This window comes from Peristeroidobacter agariperforans, assembly GCF_004138335.1.
Taxonomy (GTDB): Bacteria; Pseudomonadota; Gammaproteobacteria; order Steroidobacterales; family Steroidobacteraceae; genus Steroidobacter; species Steroidobacter agariperforans.
In genome coordinates, this window is the sequence record NZ_RYFW01000001.1 from 2,005,422 (window position 1) to 2,021,441 (window position 16,020).

Genomic DNA, 16,020 nt, shown 5'->3' on the forward strand with positions numbered 1-16,020 from the left:
GGCTACTGTGCCAGAGTCGTGGCCAGGAACAATCGCGCCTTCTCCCAATCGCGGGCCACCGAGCGCACGCTGCGATCTAGCGCGTCGGCGACTTCTTCCTCGGTCATGCCGGCGAAGTAACGCATCTCCACGACCTTCACCAGTCGCGGGTCGATCTTCGCCAGTTCCTGTAGCGCTTCGTGGATCTGGATCACTTCGCGCTCACGCGGATCGGTGATGTGCGCGGCTGCCACGTCGATGTCGACATGGATGACATCGCCGCCGCGGCGATCCGCAGAACGACGACGCACGAAGTCCACGACGATGGACCGCATGACCTGCGCGGCATAACCCATGAAGTGGCCGCGATCGTTCGCTTCGATGGCGCCGGCCTTGAACAGCCGCAGGTAGGATTCGTGGACCAGCGCGGTCGTGTCGAGCAGCGTGAACTGGCCACTGCGGCGCAGCCTGGCGTGGGCCAGCTGTCGCAGGTCGTTATAGAGCAGATCGAATAGCTGCTCGACGGCGCCGGCATCGCCCCGCCGTGATGCGTCGAGCAGTAAAGTGACTTGCGACATGGACGTCCGTCGACCCTGACGATAGCCCGAAATTTAGCATATAGCGCCGTCACGGCCGTGACGGGCAGCAAGCTCCTGCGCGTTGGCCCGCCGGCCAGCAGCTCCGCAGCAGTAGATCCTGCACGTCCGTGTGCCGTCATCGGTTCGGGCGTTCAGCTTTTCGACGCAGCTTCCGACTTTGCTTCGAGCGTCGACCAGCGTTCGAACTTCTCCGCCATCTCCAGTTCCAGGTCTTCGGCCAGCTTGCGATCCGCCTTGATCTGATCGGCGCCCTGTTTGTGATAATCGGCCGAGCTCATGCGCCCCGTCAGCTCCTGCTGCCGCTGTTCGAGCGCTTCGATCTCTGCAGGCAGTTGCGCCAGCTCGCGCGTCTCTTTGTAGCTCAGCTTTACCGCTGCAGGCGCACGAGCAGGCGCTTTGTTTTCTTGCTTCGGCTTCGACGGGGCTGCGGTCAACGGGGCAGGGCGCTGTGCGAGCCAGTCGCTGTAACCGCCGACATATTCCTGCCATCGGCCATTGCCCTGCGCGACCAGCGTCTGCGTAACCACGTTGTCGAGGAAGGTTCGATCGTGGCTGACGAGCAGCAACGTGCCGGGATAGGTCTGCAAGGTGTCTTCCAGCAGCTCGAGCGAATCGATGTCGAGATCGTTGGTCGGCTCGTCCATCACGAGCACATTCGCGGGCCGCGCGAACAATCGCGCCAGCAACAAGCGATTGCGCTCGCCGCCGGACAGCGCCTTCACCGGCGAGTTGGCGCGCTGTGACGAGAACAGGAAGTCGCCTAGATATGTCATTACGTGCTTGCGCTCGGTGCCGATCTCGACCCAATCCGACCCCGGGCTGATGGTCTCGACGACGGATTTCTCCGGATCGAGCTGTTCGCGCAATTGATCGAAGTACGCCACGGCAATGTTGGTGCCGAGGCGGACACTTCCGCTGTCCGGCTCGAGCTTGCCAAGAATCAGTTTGATGAGCGTCGATTTGCCTGCGCCGTTAGGCCCGATCAGGCCGAGGCGATCCCCGCGCATGATGCGCATGGAAAGATCGCGAACGATCGGGCGATCGCCGAACGATTTCGCGACATCGGTCAACTCCGCGACCAGCTTGCCGGAGCGCTCACCCGAATCCAGGGTGAGTTTCACACTACCCATCTGTTCGCGACGCGCGGCGCGCTGATTACGCAGCGCTTCGAGCCTGCGCACGCGGCCTTCATTGCGAGTCCGACGAGCTTCGACGCCTTTGCGGATCCAGACTTCTTCCTGCGCCCAGAACTTGTCGAACTTGCGATTCATCACTTCTTCGGCAGCGAGCTGTTCGCTCTTGCGCGTTTCGTAAGCGGCGAAGTTGCCGGGATACGAGCGCAGCAGCCCGCGGTCGAGCTCGATGATGCGTGTGACGACGCGGTCCAGAAACGAGCGGTCGTGAGTGACGACGATGGACGCCGGGCCTTTGATCAACAGTTCTTCCAGCGCGGTGATGCCGTCGATGTCCAGGTGGTTGGTCGGCTCATCGAGCAGCAGCAGGTCCGGCTCCAGCGCCAGCGCCAGCGCGAGCGCGGCGCGTTTGCGTTCGCCGCCCGAAGTGGTGTCGGGGGCGCGCTCGGCGGCCACGCCGAGGCGCTGTAAGAATTCGCTGAGACGCGCTTCGAGCCGCCAGCGTTCGCGCTCGTCATGGATTGTTTCGAGCTTGCCGCGCAGGACCAGGCTGTCACGCACAGTCTCGGCCGGCGGCAACACAGGCTCCTGCTCGACCAGCACGACCTTGAGCCCGTCCAGCCGCGACACCTCGCCGTCATCCAAAGGCGCAAGGCCCGTGATGACTTTCAGTAGCGAGGATTTGCCGGTGCCGTTGCGGCCGATGAGGCCGACGCGCTCGCGCTCGTCGATGGCGAAATTGGCCTTGTCCAGGAGCGGGTGCAGGCCATAGGCGAGTTCGGCATTACGCAGCGTGAGCAGGGGCATCGGAGGGCGGCGAGGCAAGTCGGGGGGCGAATGATACCGGTGCCGGCAAATTCCAGGGCTGGAAATCGCCCGTCCGGCCCTACAATAGCGGCATGCGCATCGCCAAACCCCTGCTGTTAGTGACCACGCCCATCGGGCTGGCAATCGGACTGTACGAGGGCTGGCGCCTGGCCGGCGGCCTGGTTTTCATCATGGGCGCACTGATGCTGGTCATTGCCGCGGCGTTCGGCAGCGTGGTCTGGACGATCCGCAAGGAGCGTCGCGAAGAAGAAGAGCGGAAGAGGGCGCAGGCGAGCGAATCGCCAGCGCCGCCACCCAGCGCCGAATCCTAGTTCTACTTCGGGCGTCGCTCGATCACCAGGCTCTGGATGGCGCGGCCGAAATAGCCGCGCTCGTCGCCGAGTTTCGCGAACGCGAGCCCCGCGCCGTGATCCCCCAGCCAGGTCTGCGCATCCAGCAGAATCCATTCGCCGACCGGCATGCGCGACAGGCTGATCGTCAGGTCGGCGTTGATGAAGATCCACTCGTTGAAGTCGAGCACCGCCGAGACGCCATTACAGAAATCCCCGGTCATGGCGGCGCGCATCAGCGGTGTGATCGGCTCGCCTTCAATGATCTGGCGATGCGCACGAAACCACACCGCGCCCGGGCCCAACTCGCCGAATGAGCCGCGCACGGAGCGCAACGTGACGCCGCCGGCGAACTGCTCGTAATCGGTGAAGCGGATCCTGGACTCGCGACCCTGCTCCGGGCCGGGCAATGTCACTTGTTCGTCGATCACGAGGTCGGGCAGTTCCGTTTCTGCCTGTCGAATCTTGAGAACCGTGGCGCGCACGCAGGCGACGCCCTCGTGCAACAAAGTCACATTGCAGACCTGGATCTTGCGGCCGTCCCGTTGCACGTCGATTTTGATTTCCAGCGGCGCGACCGGAACGGGTCGTATCAAATCCAACGTCATGCGCGCGACGTGCATCGGCTCCCGCATCGGCATGCGCTCGACCGCCCAGGCAATCAGCGACGCGGGGGCGCCGCCGTGCTGCATGCTGGGATCCCAAGGCCCGGCGGCGCAAGCTTGGGCGTGGGCGATTGAACCATCGACTCGGTAGACGTAACTCATAACGGCATCTGTCGGAGTGCGGCCGCGGTGGCCGCATCGGCGGGAAAGAAGGATTCCAGCGCCAATTCTGACAGAGTTACATCGATGGGAGTGCCAAAGACGGTGGTGGTGCTGATGAAACTGAGCACGCCCATCGGTGTCGCGAGCCGCATGGGCACGACGAAGGCGTTCGTGATTTCGCTGCCATTGCCGCGGCCATTGCCGCGGCCATTGCCATGGCCGTGCTCCGGCGCGGGATAGGCAATCAGCTCTTCCAGCAGCGTGGTCAAAATCGGGTCGGCCGAGATTTCAATCTGCCGGCGCAGGCGCGCAAAGATGTGCGCTCGCCATTGTCCGAGATTGACGATCCGCGGCGCCAGGCCATCGGGATGGAGGCTCGCGCGCAGTACATTCATTGGCGGGGCCAGCAACTCTGTTTTGATACCGGTCAGCATCGGCGCAACGGCGCGATTGGCAGCGAGCAAAGTCCAGTGCCGGTCGACCGCGATGGCGGGATAGGGCTCGTGACCCTTGAGCACGATTTCCATCGCGTCGCGCGCGGCCTGCAACGACGGATCGTCCAACTTGCGTTCGGAGAACAGAGGTGCGAATCCCGCTGAGATGAGCAACGTATTACGTTCGCGCAGCGGCACTTCGAGCAGCTCGGCGAGCTTCAACAACATCTCGCGACTGGGACGCGAGCGGCCGGTCTCCAGAAAGCTCAAATGTTTGGAGGAAATCTCGGCTTCCACGGAAAAGTCGAGCTGGCTCAGGCGCCGCCGCTGGCGCCATTCGCGCAGCAGGTCGCCGACGGGTCGGAGGGCAGTTGCGTTCATGGGGCAGACGATAACGCAGCCTCGGTGGTCACTCCATTACCTGTCGGGTAATCGACGCCGCGCCGTGATCGCGGTCATGCTGAGCCCCGTCAACACACACGAGGACCGAAGTCATGAGCCAGATCGAAACGTCCACTTTTCTGCGTCGGATCCTGTTGCTGGACGCCGTCAGCTGCGCGGGCCTGGGATTGCTATTGGTGACATTCGGCGGCGGGCTGTCCGGCGTCTTGAACTTGCCGGTGGAGCTGCTTCAACAGGCCAGCATGGTGCTGTTGCCGTTCGCACTAGTGCTGGCGTTCCTGAGCTCGCGGGCGCGGTTGCCGCGAGCGGCGGTGTGGGCCGTGATCGTGGGCAACGCGATCTGGGCCATCGATAGCATCGTGCTGTTGTTCACCGGTTGGGTGCAGCCGAGCTTGCTGGGATATGTGTTCGTTGCGGGTCAGGCCGCGTTCGTCGCGGTGATGGTGGAGCTGGAATATATCGGCCTGCGCAAGTCGGCCGTCGTTGCTCCCCTGCACGCGTGAACTGGCGCTGAATATGTCGCCTGTCGACGACTGGCCGCCGCGAAAAAAGCATCGAATGATGCTGCGGCGGCCCGTCGCCGAAGCAACGAACCTGCATCTGACCCGCACCCGGCTGCGATATGCTGAGATACGCCGTTTCCATTCCGGGGCTTGAAGCGGCGGCCCGACAATTTCGGTAAAGTCAGGTCCCCAACGTCGCAGCATGGGTGATCGCTTGGCAAATCAAAAACGAGTCTTCGCTGCCGCCATTGCGGCGGTCGCACTCGCCGCGGCCGCAGTGCTGCCAACCGCTGAGGCTGCGCAGCCCGGCTTCTACGTCGGCGGCTTCTATGGCCAGAGCGACAAGGACAGCGACATCCAGGACTACAGCGTGTACGCCGCCACGCGGATCTTTCCCAGTCCGGCGGTGCAGCTCACGGTGGAGTCGATCGATGAGACGCTGGACACGAAGGACTCGTCCTTTGGCTTTCTCGCCGGCTATCGTTTCAATACGCACTTCGCGGTCGAGGGCGGCTACATCGATCTGGGTCGCGTGTCCTACCGGGCGCAGGTTCAAGGCAACATTACCGGCATTCCGACCGATGCCACGCTCAATTTCGATAGCGAGACCGCGGGTCTCACGGTGGCGGCAGTGGGCGTCTGGCCGCTGAGTTATCGCTGGGAAGTGTACGGGCGCGCCGGCGCGCTGTTTTCCAGCAACGATTTCAGCATTTATTACATCGACGTCGAGCAGACCCCCAAGCGCGACCGCTTTGCCGACAGCGACGTCGACTTCCTCGGCGCCGTCGGCACCAGCTTCAACTTCCTCGAGATCTACGATGTGCGCCTGGAGTATCAGCGCATCATCGATGCCGGCGACAAGAACACCGATGAAGCCGATGCCGATGTGATTTCGATCGGCATCACCGTGGTGTTCTAGGTCCGCGACGATTTGGTCGCGAGCACGATCTCGACCGGGCGGTGCACGCCCACTTCGGCGCACAGTTGCTCGGGATGACGTAACCGCCAGATCGCCAGGTCCGCTCTTGCTCCCACTTCGAGCGCGCCGCGATCCTTCGCCAGCCCCAGCGCCCTGGCGGCATGGACGGTGACGCCACGCAGCGTCTCGGCTGCCGTCAAACGAAACACCACGCAAGCCATATTCATCGCCGTGAGCAGCGACGCGATCGGTGAGGTGCCGGGATTGCAGTCGGTCGAGACTGCCATCGGAACATTCAACTCACGCAGCCGCTCGATGGGCGGCAGCCTGGTCTCGCGCAAATAGTAAAACGCGCCCGGCAGAAGCCCAGCGACGACGCCGCGCTCGGCCATGCGTTGCAGGGAGCGCTCGCTGGCATATTCGAGATGATCGGCGGAAAGTGCGCCGCAGTCGGCGGCGATCTCGCCGCCATTACCATCGCTCAGTTGATCGGCGTGCAGTCGCGCGGGCAGTCCAAGCTCGCGAGCGCGTTCGAAGATGCGACGCGTTTGCTCTTCTGTGAACGCGATGCGCTCACAGAAAACGTCGACGGCGTCGGCGAGCTTCGCCGTCGCGGCCGCGGGCAACATGTCGTCGCACACGTGCCGCACATAATCTTCTTGCCGGCCCGTGAACTCAGGCGGCAGTGCGTGGGCGCCCAGAAATGTTTTGATCACGGTGAGGCCGGTGACTTCGCCGATGCGTCGCGCCACTCGCAGCATCTTCAGTTCGTTGTCGAGATCGAGGCCGTAGCCGGATTTGATTTCCAGCGTCGTGACGCCTTCCGCGGCGAGCGCCAGGGCTCGAGGCAGCGATTGTTCGAACAACTGATCTTCGCTCGCGGTGCGCGTTGCTCGCATCGTCGCAACGATGCCGCCGCCGGCGCGCGATATTTCCTCATACGTGGCGCCTCGCAGGCGTGCGGCGAACTCGTTGCTCCGGTCGCCGCCATACACCAGATGCGTGTGGCATTCGACGAGCCCGGGCGTGATCCACAGGCCTTCGGCCAAAGTCACGTTGGCGGCCGACCATTGCACGCTGGCGAGTTGCTGGCGGCTGCCGACCCAGGCGATGCGCCCGTCCTTGATCGCGAGCGCGGCGTCTCGCAGCTCACCCAAGCTTCCCGTCGGGTCTTGTCCGTCATTGTATGCAGGGCCGCCTGTCATCGTGGCCAGGTTGACGCCCAGCCACACGCGGTCCCAGGCAAGCGTATTTGCGGTCGAAGATTTCATGGCGGCTCAGTCTTATACTCGGCCGCATGTCCATGCAATCCCGCTATCGCTTCACCTGCGCGTGGCTGGCCGACGGTTGGCATCGCAATGTGGTGATCTCGGTCGATCCTGGAGGCGACATCGTCGATGTCTCCGCGGACGACACTGTTACGGCAGCCAGGATGATCAACGGCGCGGCGATCGCCGGTATGCCAAATATCCACAGTCATGCGTTCCAGCGCGCCATGGCCGGCCTGGTCGAGCAGCGCGGCGGCAAGGACGACAGTTTCTGGACCTGGCGCGAGACCATGTACGACGTGGCCAGCCGCATCACACCGGACTGTCTGAATGGCGTGGCCGCCCAGTTGTATGCAGACATGGTCAAAGCGGGCTACACGTCGGTGTGCGAGTTCCACTACTTGCACAGCCCCGGCGACGCGTCTGGCGCCCATTCGCACGAGCAGCGACTGGCCATGAGTCAGGCTTTGGTGGATGCGGCCTCGACGGCCGGCATCGGGCTGACGCTGCTGCCGACGCTCTATCAAACATCCGACTTTGGCGGTGCACCGCCGACCGAGCGTCAACGGCAGTTCGCCATGGAGACGCGCGAGTACCTGGATCTGCTCGATGCACTCCGACAGCCGTCGCAGCGCTCGGCGCAGCTCGAAGTGGGCGTGGCATTGCACAGCCTGCGAGCCGTACCGCCGGAGTCGTTGCGGGCGGTGCTCGACTCGCAGCGGAACGGGCAGGCGATTCACATCCACATCGCCGAGCAGGAGCGCGAAGTCCAGGCGTGCCTGGAACGCACCGGTAAGCGGCCCATCGAATGGCTGCTCGACAACGCGTCGGTTGACCGACGCTGGTGCCTGATCCATGCGACGCACGCCACAGCGGCCGAGTTGCAGGGTATTGCCGCAGCCGGCGCGGTGGTCGGCTTGTGCCCCACGACTGAAGCGAATCTGGGTGACGGCATTTTTCCGATGGAAACGTTGCTGGAGGCGGGCGGCGCATTTGCCATCGGCTCGGACAGTCACATCTCGCTGTCGCCCATCGAGGAGTTGCGCTGGCTCGAATATCAAGCGCGTCTGGTGCGTCGTCAACGCAGCGTGCTGACCGACGGTAATCTGTCGGGCGGTGCGTTGCTCTGGCAGAAGGCGTGCACAGCGGGTGCGCGCGTGTCGGGTCGGCCGATCGGTGAGCTCGCGGCGGGTAAGCGCGCCGACGTGGTCGTGCTGGATATCAACTCGCCCCTGTTCGCGGCGCGCAGTGACAGCTCGATCATCGATACGTTTGTTTTCTCCGGCACCAATGAATCGGTGCGCGATGTCATGGTGGGCGGACGCTGGCTGGTCCAGGATCGACGCCACTTCGCCGAGACCGCAGTGGCCGCGGGTTACAAGCGCGCCCTGCAAAAGATGTTCAAGAGGGATCGATTATGAGTGCATTGACCATCCCGACCCTGGATCGTCGCCAGGGCGCTCGTAAAGTGCGGGCGCCGCGCGGCGCGCAGCTGACGGCGAAGAACTGGCTCACCGAAGCGCCGCTGCGCATGCTGATGAACAATCTCGATCCCGAAGTGGCCGAGAATCCCGACGAGCTGGTCGTGTACGGCGGCATCGGCCGGGCGGCGCGCAACTGGGAATGTTTCGATCGCATCGTCGAGACCTTGCGCGCCCTGCAAGCCGATGAAACATTGCTGATCCAGTCGGGCAAGCCGGTGGGTGTGTTCCGCACGCACGAGGACGCGCCGCGCGTCCTGATCGCGAATTCCAACCTGGTGCCGAAATGGTCCACCTGGGAGCATTTCAACGAGCTGGATCGTCGCGGCCTGATGATGTTCGGACAGATGACCGCCGGTTCCTGGATCTACATCGGCAGCCAGGGCATCGTGCAGGGCACGCACGAAACATTCGTCGAAATGGGACGGCGCCATTTCGGCGGTCAGCTGCAAGGCAAGTGGATTCTGACTGCCGGCCTGGGCGGCATGGGCGGTGCGCAGCCGTTGGCGGCGACCATGGCGGGTGCGAGCATTCTTTGTATCGAATGTCAGCAGAGCCGGATTCAAAAGCGTCTCGATACGCGTTACGTCGATGTGCAGGCGCCGTCAATCGACGCGGGCCTGCAGATGATTGCCAACGCAACCGCCAGTGGCCGCGCGATCTCGGTAGCTGTGTTGGGTAACGCGGCGGAGATCTTGCCGGAGCTCGTGGCCCGTGGCGTACGCCCGGATGCGGTGACGGATCAAACCTCTGCACACGACCTGGTGAACGGCTATCTGCCGATCGGCTGGAGCGTCGAGAAATGGCTCGAGATGCGCACGCGCGATCCGGCGACCGTTGTAAAAGAAGCGCAGCGCTCGGCCGCGATCCATGTCGAAGCCATGCTCGCGTATCACGGTATCGGCGTTCCCGTGTTCGACTACGGCAATAACATTCGCCAGGTGGCGTTCGATGAAGGCGTCAAGAACGCGTTCGATTTCCCAGGGTTCGTGCCGGCCTACATCCGACCGTTGTTCTGCCGAGGGATCGGGCCGTTCCGATGGGTGGCCCTGTCCGGCGATCCCGAAGACATCTACCGCACCGACGCGAAAGTGAAAGAACTCATTCCGGACGATCCGCACTTGCACCGCTGGTTGGATATGGCGCGCGAGCGCATCAGCTTTCAAGGATTGCCGGCGCGCATCTGCTGGGTCGGCCTCGGGCAGCGGCATCGACTCGGCCTGGCGTTCAACGAAATGGTCGCGTCGGGCGAACTGAAAGGACCGATCGTCATCGGTCGTGATCATCTCGATTCAGGCTCGGTCGCAAGTCCCAATCGCGAGACCGAAGCGATGCAGGACGGCTCCGATGCGGTGTCCGATTGGCCGCTGTTGAATGCGTTGCTCAACACGGCGAGCGGCGCGACTTGGGTGTCGCTGCATCATGGCGGAGGCGTCGGCATGGGATATTCGCAACACGCTGGCGTCGTGATCGTTTGCGACGGCACCGATGCCGCGGCCAAGCGCATCGCGCGTGTGCTGTGGAACGATCCGGGCAGCGGAGTGATGCGTCACGCCGATGCCGGGTATCCCGAAGCAATCCAGTGCGCTCGGGAGAACAAGCTGCACCTGCCGATGCTGGAGCGTCCATGAACGTTTATGACTTTCACCAGGGCACGCTGCCGCTGCTGATCAGCATTCCGCACGCGGGCACGTTCGTGCCGGAGCCGATCGCGCAACGATTCACGCTGGCGGGCGGTCACCTGGCCGATACCGACTGGCACGTCGATAAGCTCTATGGCTTCGCACGCGAGCTGGGGGCGTCGATCCTGAAGGCGAACTACTCGCGCTACGTGGTCGACTTGAACCGTTCGCCGGATTCCGCGTCGCTGTATGTCGGTAATCCCACATCGCCGGTGTGCCCGCTGCTCACATTCAAAGATGAGCCGATCTACGCACCCGGCCGCGAGGTCACCGCAACGGAGATCGATGCGCGCATCGAGCAGTTCTGGCAGCCGTATCACCAGCGTCTGGTTGCCGAGTTGAAGACCATTCGCCAGCGTCACGGCTATGCACTGCTGTGGGACGCCCATTCGATCGCGAGCGAGGTGCCGTCGTTATTTATCGGCGTGCTGCCGGAGTTCAACTTCGGTACGCGTGACGGTGCGAGCTGTCCACGTGCGGTCGCCGACCAGCTGCTCGACCTCGTGACCGCCGACGGCAAGTTCGGGGCAGTGCTGAATGGCCGCTTCAAAGGCGGCTATATCACGATGAAGTACGGTCAGCCGCACGAAGGCGTTTACGCGGTGCAATTGGAGCTGTCCCGGCGCGTGTACATGGATGAAGCCGCTGGCACCGGCTGGAATCCGGAGCGGGCGAAATCAGCGCAGACACTTATTGCCCAGCTGCTGACTCGCTATCTGAAAGCGCGCGACTAACAAGAGTTCGAGTCGACAGCGATAGCCGCAGCCCGCACTGCGGCGATGACTTCGGCCGCCAGAAACGGCTTGCCGATGAATCCCAGCGGCCGCAGGTCAGCCACTCGCTGGCGGACATCTTCGTTGATGTTTGCACTCACGAACAAGCATCGGATGCGATGCTCCTCGTACAACTGCCGGGCGACGTCGATGCCGCTCGCGCCGTGTGCGAGTCGGATATCCATGATGGCTATCGTCGGACGATGGTTGGCGGCCGCCGCGAGCGCACTGACGCCATCGTGCGCGATTGCGGCGACTCGATGCCCCGCCTCCTCCACGAGGTCCTGCAGGTGGATGGCGATCAGCATCTGATCTTCGACGATTAGGACTTCGAGTCCCATGGCGCCGCGGCTTGCACCGGGAAAGTGATGTGGGCGGCGTAGCCGTCGGCGTGCTCGATGCGCAGCTCTCCGTTCAATTGCCGCACCAGCATGTTGATGAGCCGTGAGCCCAGGCCGCCGGCTGGCTTCTCCGCGCCGCCGGCCCGATCCACGGCGATGCCGGGGCCGTTGTCGGCGATGGTCAGTCGCGCGTGGCCGGCATCGAGCCTGCGCAGGCTGACGTTGATGATTGCGGATCGCTCGCTCGGCCGGCCATGTTTCAAGGCATTCATCACCAGCTCGTTGACGATCAGCGCCAGCGATACGCCGTTTTCCGTCGGCAGTCGCAGCGACTCGATGTCGGTGCGCAGGTCGGCATGACGCTCATCGCCGATGCCGGCACGCGCCAGCTCCGCGCACAGGCCGGTGAGATAAGTCTGCATATCGATCGAGAGCGGATCCGTATCCTGATACAGGCGCTCGTGGATCGACGCGATGGCGGTGACGCGAGCAATGGCTTTGGCAAATATCTCCCTGGCGCCGGCCTCGCGGAATTCGCCGCCTTGCAGGCTGAGCATGCTGAGCACCAGCTGCAGGCTGTTCTTTACGCGATGGTTCACTTCACGCAGCAACATCTCGCGTTCGGCCAGCGAGCGGCGCAACTCCGCCTCGACGCGATGCAGACGCAGCAGCGCACGGGCGACTGCTTCCAGTTCTTCGGGCTCCATCGGCTCGACCAGGAAGCTGTCCGCGCCTGCAGAGAGCGAACTGACCCGATCGAGCACGGCGATGTTGGTGGCCGAGACCTGCAACACCATGATGCCGGCGGTCGCCGGGTCGGTCTTCAACTGCCGGCAGACATCGATGCCGCTCATATCGGGCAGGTTTACGTCCAGTACGACGAGCTGCGGCGAGGCGCTGCGCGCGAGACGCAATGCTTCCTTGCCGGTGCCTGCTTCGAGTACCTGAAAACCGGCGCGGTTGAGAATGCGCGTGGTCGCGTATCGACCCGGTTCGTTGTCGTCGACGTTGAGGATGATTTCAGGCAGGACGGGCATGATGGGTCTCTCCCGAGCCGCTAGCGCGCCGGATGACGGCTGCGACAGACTCGCGTGACAACTCGCTTTTCAATAATAGTTCGCTCGCGGCGGCGGCTTGCTCTTCGCCGATGTCGTCGGGCCGCTGCGAGGTGAACAGGACGACCGGAATGTGCCGGGTCTCATCGATGGCCTTGAGCATCTTCAGGACTTCCAGGCCGTGCACGTCGGGCATGGCCAGGTCGAGAAAGATCAGGTCGGGGTGCGACTGGCGCGCGAGGCGCAGACCATCGTAGCCGCCGTTGGCTTCGATCACTTCGAACGTGCTGCTAGGCAGGAACTGGCGCAGGGCATAGCGCTCGACCTCGCTGTCATCGACGATCAGCACGCGTTGTGCGGTTCTGGCCGTGGGAGCCACGGGTACACCCGGCGGGGCCGACGACTCGAGGCGCATCGGAATCGCGAGCGACAACACCGAGCCTTTGCCCAGCTCGCTCGCGATATCAATGCTGCCGCCCAGCAAGCCGGCCAGGCGCTGCGACAGCGGCAAGCCCAGGCCCGTGCCTTTCACGCTCGTTTGCAGCGGATTCTCGACCTGCGTGAACTCGTCGAAAATGCGCCGGTGATTTTCCGGAGCGATGCCGATGCCAGTATCGGCGACGGAGAACACGATCATGTCGGTGTCGGCCGCGAGCCTCGCGGTGACGCGCACCGAGCCCGCCTCGGTGAACTTCAACGCATTGGAAATCAGATTGCGCAGGATCTGCGACACCTTGCCCTGATCGGTGTGCAGCTCGGGCAACGCGCCGATTTCCTCGAAGCTCAACGAGACTGCATCCTTGATGCTGAGCGGCTTGAACATGCCGCGCAGCCCGCCGAACAGATCGGTGACGTTGAAAGTTTCGACGCGCAGCTGCAGCTTGCCCGACTCGACTTTGCGCAGGTCGAGCAGGTCATCCACCATGGTGGAGAGTTGTTCTGCCGCCTGGCGAATGTAAGTCACCTGTTTTTCCTGTTCGGTCGACAGCTCGCCGTCGAGCCGGTGCAACAGGATCTTGGACAGCGCCAGGATGGAGTTCACCGGCGTGCGGAATTCATGGCTGACTGCCGACAGGAAGCGCGTCTTGGTCTCGTCGGCGAGGCGCAGATGGGCAGCGCGCTCTTCCAGCTCCGCATACAACGCCATCACGCCGCGATTCGTGTCCTCGAGCTCCGCGTTGAGGCGCGCCAGCTCCTCCTTGCGCAGGCGCAGTTCTTCCAGGCTGCGCAACAGCTCGCGATTCTGTTGCTGAATCTCGGCGGTGGGATCGTCCGTGCCGTGGGCCGAAAGTTGATCGGCGATCGTCGCGGCACGCGCAGCCGAGAAGCTGTCGGTCCGGCGCGGCAGAAACTTGCCGAGCGTGATGGTCGTGCCGCGGCCCTTGCCGGAATAAACATCGAAGGTGTCCATCAGCCGGCGCGCGGCGACCAGGCCGAGCTTGAGTTCGCCGATGCCCGAGTCGGCGATCGCATCGTCCAGATTGGAGATGCCTGGCCCGTGGTCGCTGATGATGATTTGCAGTATTGGATTGGCCTGCGGAGCGCCACGCGAGGGCGCAGCCGTTAGCATGAATTCGATCGTGCCGCCGCCGGCATGACGGATGGCGTTACGCGCCAGCTCGGATACGGCGGTGGCAATGCGAACCTGATCTTGCGAATCGAAACCGAGCAGGGCACTGACCTGACGTGCGCGCTGCCTGGCCGCGACGATGTCGCGATCCTGCGCGAGATCCAGGCGTAGTAATGAGCGATTCATGGCCGTGTGCGTCGAATGACAACAATCAGGGAATCGTCGCGGCCGCGCCGGCAGTCCCGATATAACACGCCGGCAATCAGCGCGGGGTGATGTTGCATCAGTCCGGGATAGCGATCGGCCTGCCAGCTGGCAGTCAGGCCGTCCGAGTGCAATACCAGCACGGTGTCTGCCTGACACGAATGCGTCAGCTCGCGTGGCCGCGACATCACGTGGCCGACGATGCCGTTGTCGGTGGCGATGCGCTTGGTCTCGGCGCCGTTGATCAATGCCGCTGCGACGTTGCCGACGCCGACACTGGTAACGCGGCCTGCATCCCAATCGACTTCCAGCAGCGTGACAGCCGCGCCGCGAGTCGGGCGCAGAGCCTCGTGCATCATCTGCAGTAGTCGCAGCGCTGGCCGATGTTTCTCGGCGTCGAAAGTCCGGCAGGCCTCGGTGGCGGCGTGCTCGGCCCCGAGCCCATGACCCAGGCCATCGACGCCGGCGACCAGCAGTCCCTCGACGCGCTCGTGATAGCACCAGCGATCGCCGCAAACGACTTCGCCTGGCTTCGGCACGACCAGCGCGCCAAGCTCCGTGCGCCCGGGCGACGGCTCACGCGAGTCTGGCCACAGTTGCGCGAGCACCGCGGTGCCCCACCCGGGCCGCGAATAAATCTCGAAGCGCTGCGACAAACGTTCCATCGCGCCGAGTCCGGTGCCGGGGCTGCTGCCGGTGGAATAACCGTCGCGCAAACATCGGGCAACATCGTCCATGCCGGGCCCCTTGTCGAGGCCGAGCAATTCCACGCCGACGCGGTTGTCACGCGAGATCTTCTGCGCGATCAGCTCGCCGCCATTGCCATGCTTCACCAGGTTCGTGCCGATCTCGGTTGCGACCAGCGCGGCGCGACCCGCATCTTCGGCATCGAAGCCCAGTTCGGCGGCAAGTGTGTTGACCCCGCGCCGGGCCGACGCGACGGCACTTGAATCGCCGATCTGAAACTGTTGCATTTACTTCCAGCGAGTAATGGTCACGCGAGTGCCGACGCCGGGCTGCGACCAGATATCGAATTCGTGTGAAAGCTTCCGTGCGCCATTCAGTCCCAGACCCAGGCCATTGCCGGTGGTAAAGCCATCGGTCAACGCCAGGTCGATGTTGCTGATGCCTGGGCCGCGGTCCTCGAAGGTGAGGCGCACACCGGCGCGCTTCGGGCCGTCGTTCAGGCGCTCGATGCGCACTTCGCCGCCGCCGCCGTAAGTCAGCGTGTTACGCGCCAGCTCGCTGGCCGCGGTGATGACTTTGGTTTGATCGACCAGGCTGAAGCCGAGATCCATGGCGAGGGTACGCACGGCTTGACGCACTCTGACCACGTCTTCGCCGGAACGCACGGGCAGCGTAGTCGGTTCAATCGACATAGCTGCCTTCACCGCTCCGGTCGAGCACCTTGCGCAGCAAGGCCAGGCCGGCGTCGACATTCAAAGCGGTGCGGATGCCAGGCAGCGACAATCCGAGCTCAACCAGAGTGATGGCAACTGCGGGCTGCATGCCCACGACTACGGTCTGCGCATCCAGGATGCGTGACATCGCCGCGATGTTGCCGAGCATGCGGCCGATGAAGGAATCCACCATTTCCAGTGCAGAAATGTCGATGAGTACGCCGCGGGCCTTGGTCGCGACGATCTTGTTGGTGAGATCGTCCTGCAAGGTCATCGCCAGCTCGTCGTGCATGTCGACCTGGACCGTGACCAGTAGACAATCGCCCAGACGCAGAATCGGGACGCGGTCCACG

17 protein-coding genes are annotated in these 16,020 nt (G+C 63.6%); 6 read left to right on the forward strand and 11 right to left on the reverse strand.

The genetic code is table 11. The features are described 5' to 3' along the window. Positions 1-2 precede the first annotated feature (2 nt). Positions 3-557 (reverse strand): ECF-type sigma factor, encoded by a 555-nt coding sequence (locus EK373_RS08730; RefSeq protein ID WP_129642296.1) that lies wholly within the window; start codon positions 555-557, stop codon positions 3-5. Between the two features lie 152 nt (positions 558-709). Then, positions 710-2,518, reverse strand: a complete 1,809-nt coding sequence (locus EK373_RS08735) for an ATP-binding cassette domain-containing protein (RefSeq protein ID WP_129642297.1) — start codon at positions 2,516-2,518, stop codon at positions 710-712. A 92-nt stretch (positions 2,519-2,610) separates the two neighbouring features. Between EK373_RS08735 and EK373_RS08740 the strand changes: the two genes are divergently transcribed. Next, on the forward strand, positions 2,611-2,850 hold the full coding sequence (locus tag EK373_RS08740) for a hypothetical protein (protein WP_129642298.1): 240 nt from the start codon (positions 2,611-2,613) through the stop codon (positions 2,848-2,850). A 2-nt stretch (positions 2,851-2,852) separates the two neighbouring features. Here the strand turns inward: EK373_RS08740 and EK373_RS08745 are convergent, their stop codons facing one another. Together EK373_RS08745 and EK373_RS08750 are read right to left on the reverse strand one after the other, a co-directional pair. Beyond that, a complete protein-coding gene (locus tag EK373_RS08745; protein ID WP_129642299.1) occupies positions 2,853-3,635 on the reverse strand; it encodes a thioesterase family protein in 783 nt (260 codons plus the stop codon). After that, complete coding sequence (locus tag EK373_RS08750; protein ID WP_129642300.1) at positions 3,632-4,450, reverse strand: helix-turn-helix domain-containing protein; 819 nt, start codon at positions 4,448-4,450, stop codon at positions 3,632-3,634. The genes EK373_RS08745 and EK373_RS08750 overlap by 4 nt, the downstream gene beginning before the upstream one ends. Before the next feature lie 113 nt (positions 4,451-4,563). Between EK373_RS08750 and EK373_RS08755 the strand changes: the two genes are divergently transcribed. Both EK373_RS08755 and EK373_RS08760 read left to right on the forward strand, forming a co-directional pair. Beyond that, on the forward strand, positions 4,564-4,974 hold the full coding sequence (locus EK373_RS08755) for a hypothetical protein (RefSeq protein ID WP_129642301.1): 411 nt from the start codon (positions 4,564-4,566) through the stop codon (positions 4,972-4,974). 214 nt (positions 4,975-5,188) lie between these two features. Beyond that, positions 5,189-5,893, forward strand: coding sequence for an outer membrane beta-barrel protein (locus tag EK373_RS08760; protein WP_157994280.1), 705 nt, complete (start codon positions 5,189-5,191; stop codon positions 5,891-5,893). Here the strand turns inward: EK373_RS08760 and hutI are convergent. After that, positions 5,890-7,164 (reverse strand): imidazolonepropionase, encoded by a 1,275-nt coding sequence (gene hutI / locus EK373_RS08765; protein WP_129642303.1) that lies wholly within the window; start codon positions 7,162-7,164, stop codon positions 5,890-5,892. The genes EK373_RS08760 and hutI overlap by 4 nt on opposite strands. A gap of 26 nt (positions 7,165-7,190) precedes the next feature. On the opposite strand from hutI, the gene EK373_RS08770 reads away from it, so the two are divergent. Genes EK373_RS08770 through hutG form a run of 3 tightly spaced genes read left to right on the forward strand, consistent with a single transcriptional unit; the run spans position 7,191 to position 11,058 of the window. Then, complete coding sequence (locus EK373_RS08770; protein ID WP_198683161.1) at positions 7,191-8,582, forward strand: formimidoylglutamate deiminase; 1,392 nt, start codon at positions 7,191-7,193, stop codon at positions 8,580-8,582. Beyond that, a complete protein-coding gene (gene hutU / locus EK373_RS08775; RefSeq protein ID WP_129642304.1) occupies positions 8,579-10,273 on the forward strand; it encodes a urocanate hydratase in 1,695 nt (564 codons plus the stop codon). The genes EK373_RS08770 and hutU overlap by 4 nt, the downstream gene beginning before the upstream one ends. Further along, complete coding sequence (gene hutG, locus EK373_RS08780; protein ID WP_129642305.1) at positions 10,270-11,058, forward strand: N-formylglutamate deformylase; 789 nt, start codon at positions 10,270-10,272, stop codon at positions 11,056-11,058. Before hutU ends, hutG begins: the two co-directional genes overlap by 4 nt. On the opposite strand, the gene EK373_RS08785 is transcribed toward hutG, so the two are convergent. Genes EK373_RS08785 through EK373_RS08810 form a run of 6 tightly spaced genes read right to left on the reverse strand, consistent with a single transcriptional unit; the run spans position 11,055 to position 16,019 of the window. Further along, complete coding sequence (locus EK373_RS08785; RefSeq protein ID WP_129642306.1) at positions 11,055-11,438, reverse strand: response regulator; 384 nt, start codon at positions 11,436-11,438, stop codon at positions 11,055-11,057. The genes hutG and EK373_RS08785 overlap by 4 nt on opposite strands. Beyond that, positions 11,420-12,475, reverse strand: a complete 1,056-nt coding sequence (locus EK373_RS08790) for a histidine kinase dimerization/phosphoacceptor domain -containing protein (RefSeq protein ID WP_129642307.1) — start codon at positions 12,473-12,475, stop codon at positions 11,420-11,422. Before EK373_RS08790 ends, EK373_RS08785 begins: the two co-directional genes overlap by 19 nt. Continuing rightward, a complete protein-coding gene (locus EK373_RS08795; RefSeq protein WP_129642308.1) occupies positions 12,459-14,249 on the reverse strand; it encodes an ATP-binding protein in 1,791 nt (596 codons plus the stop codon). Before EK373_RS08795 ends, EK373_RS08790 begins: the two co-directional genes overlap by 17 nt. Continuing rightward, a complete protein-coding gene (locus EK373_RS08800) occupies positions 14,246-15,241 on the reverse strand; it encodes an ATP-binding SpoIIE family protein phosphatase (RefSeq protein ID WP_129642309.1) in 996 nt (331 codons plus the stop codon). Before EK373_RS08800 ends, EK373_RS08795 begins: the two co-directional genes overlap by 4 nt. Continuing rightward, entirely contained in the window at positions 15,242-15,646 is a 405-nt protein-coding gene (locus tag EK373_RS08805; protein WP_129642310.1) for an anti-sigma regulatory factor, read from the reverse strand. Next, complete coding sequence (locus tag EK373_RS08810; RefSeq protein WP_129642311.1) at positions 15,636-16,019, reverse strand: STAS domain-containing protein; 384 nt, start codon at positions 16,017-16,019, stop codon at positions 15,636-15,638. The genes EK373_RS08805 and EK373_RS08810 overlap by 11 nt, the downstream gene beginning before the upstream one ends. Position 16,020 lies beyond the last annotated feature (1 nt).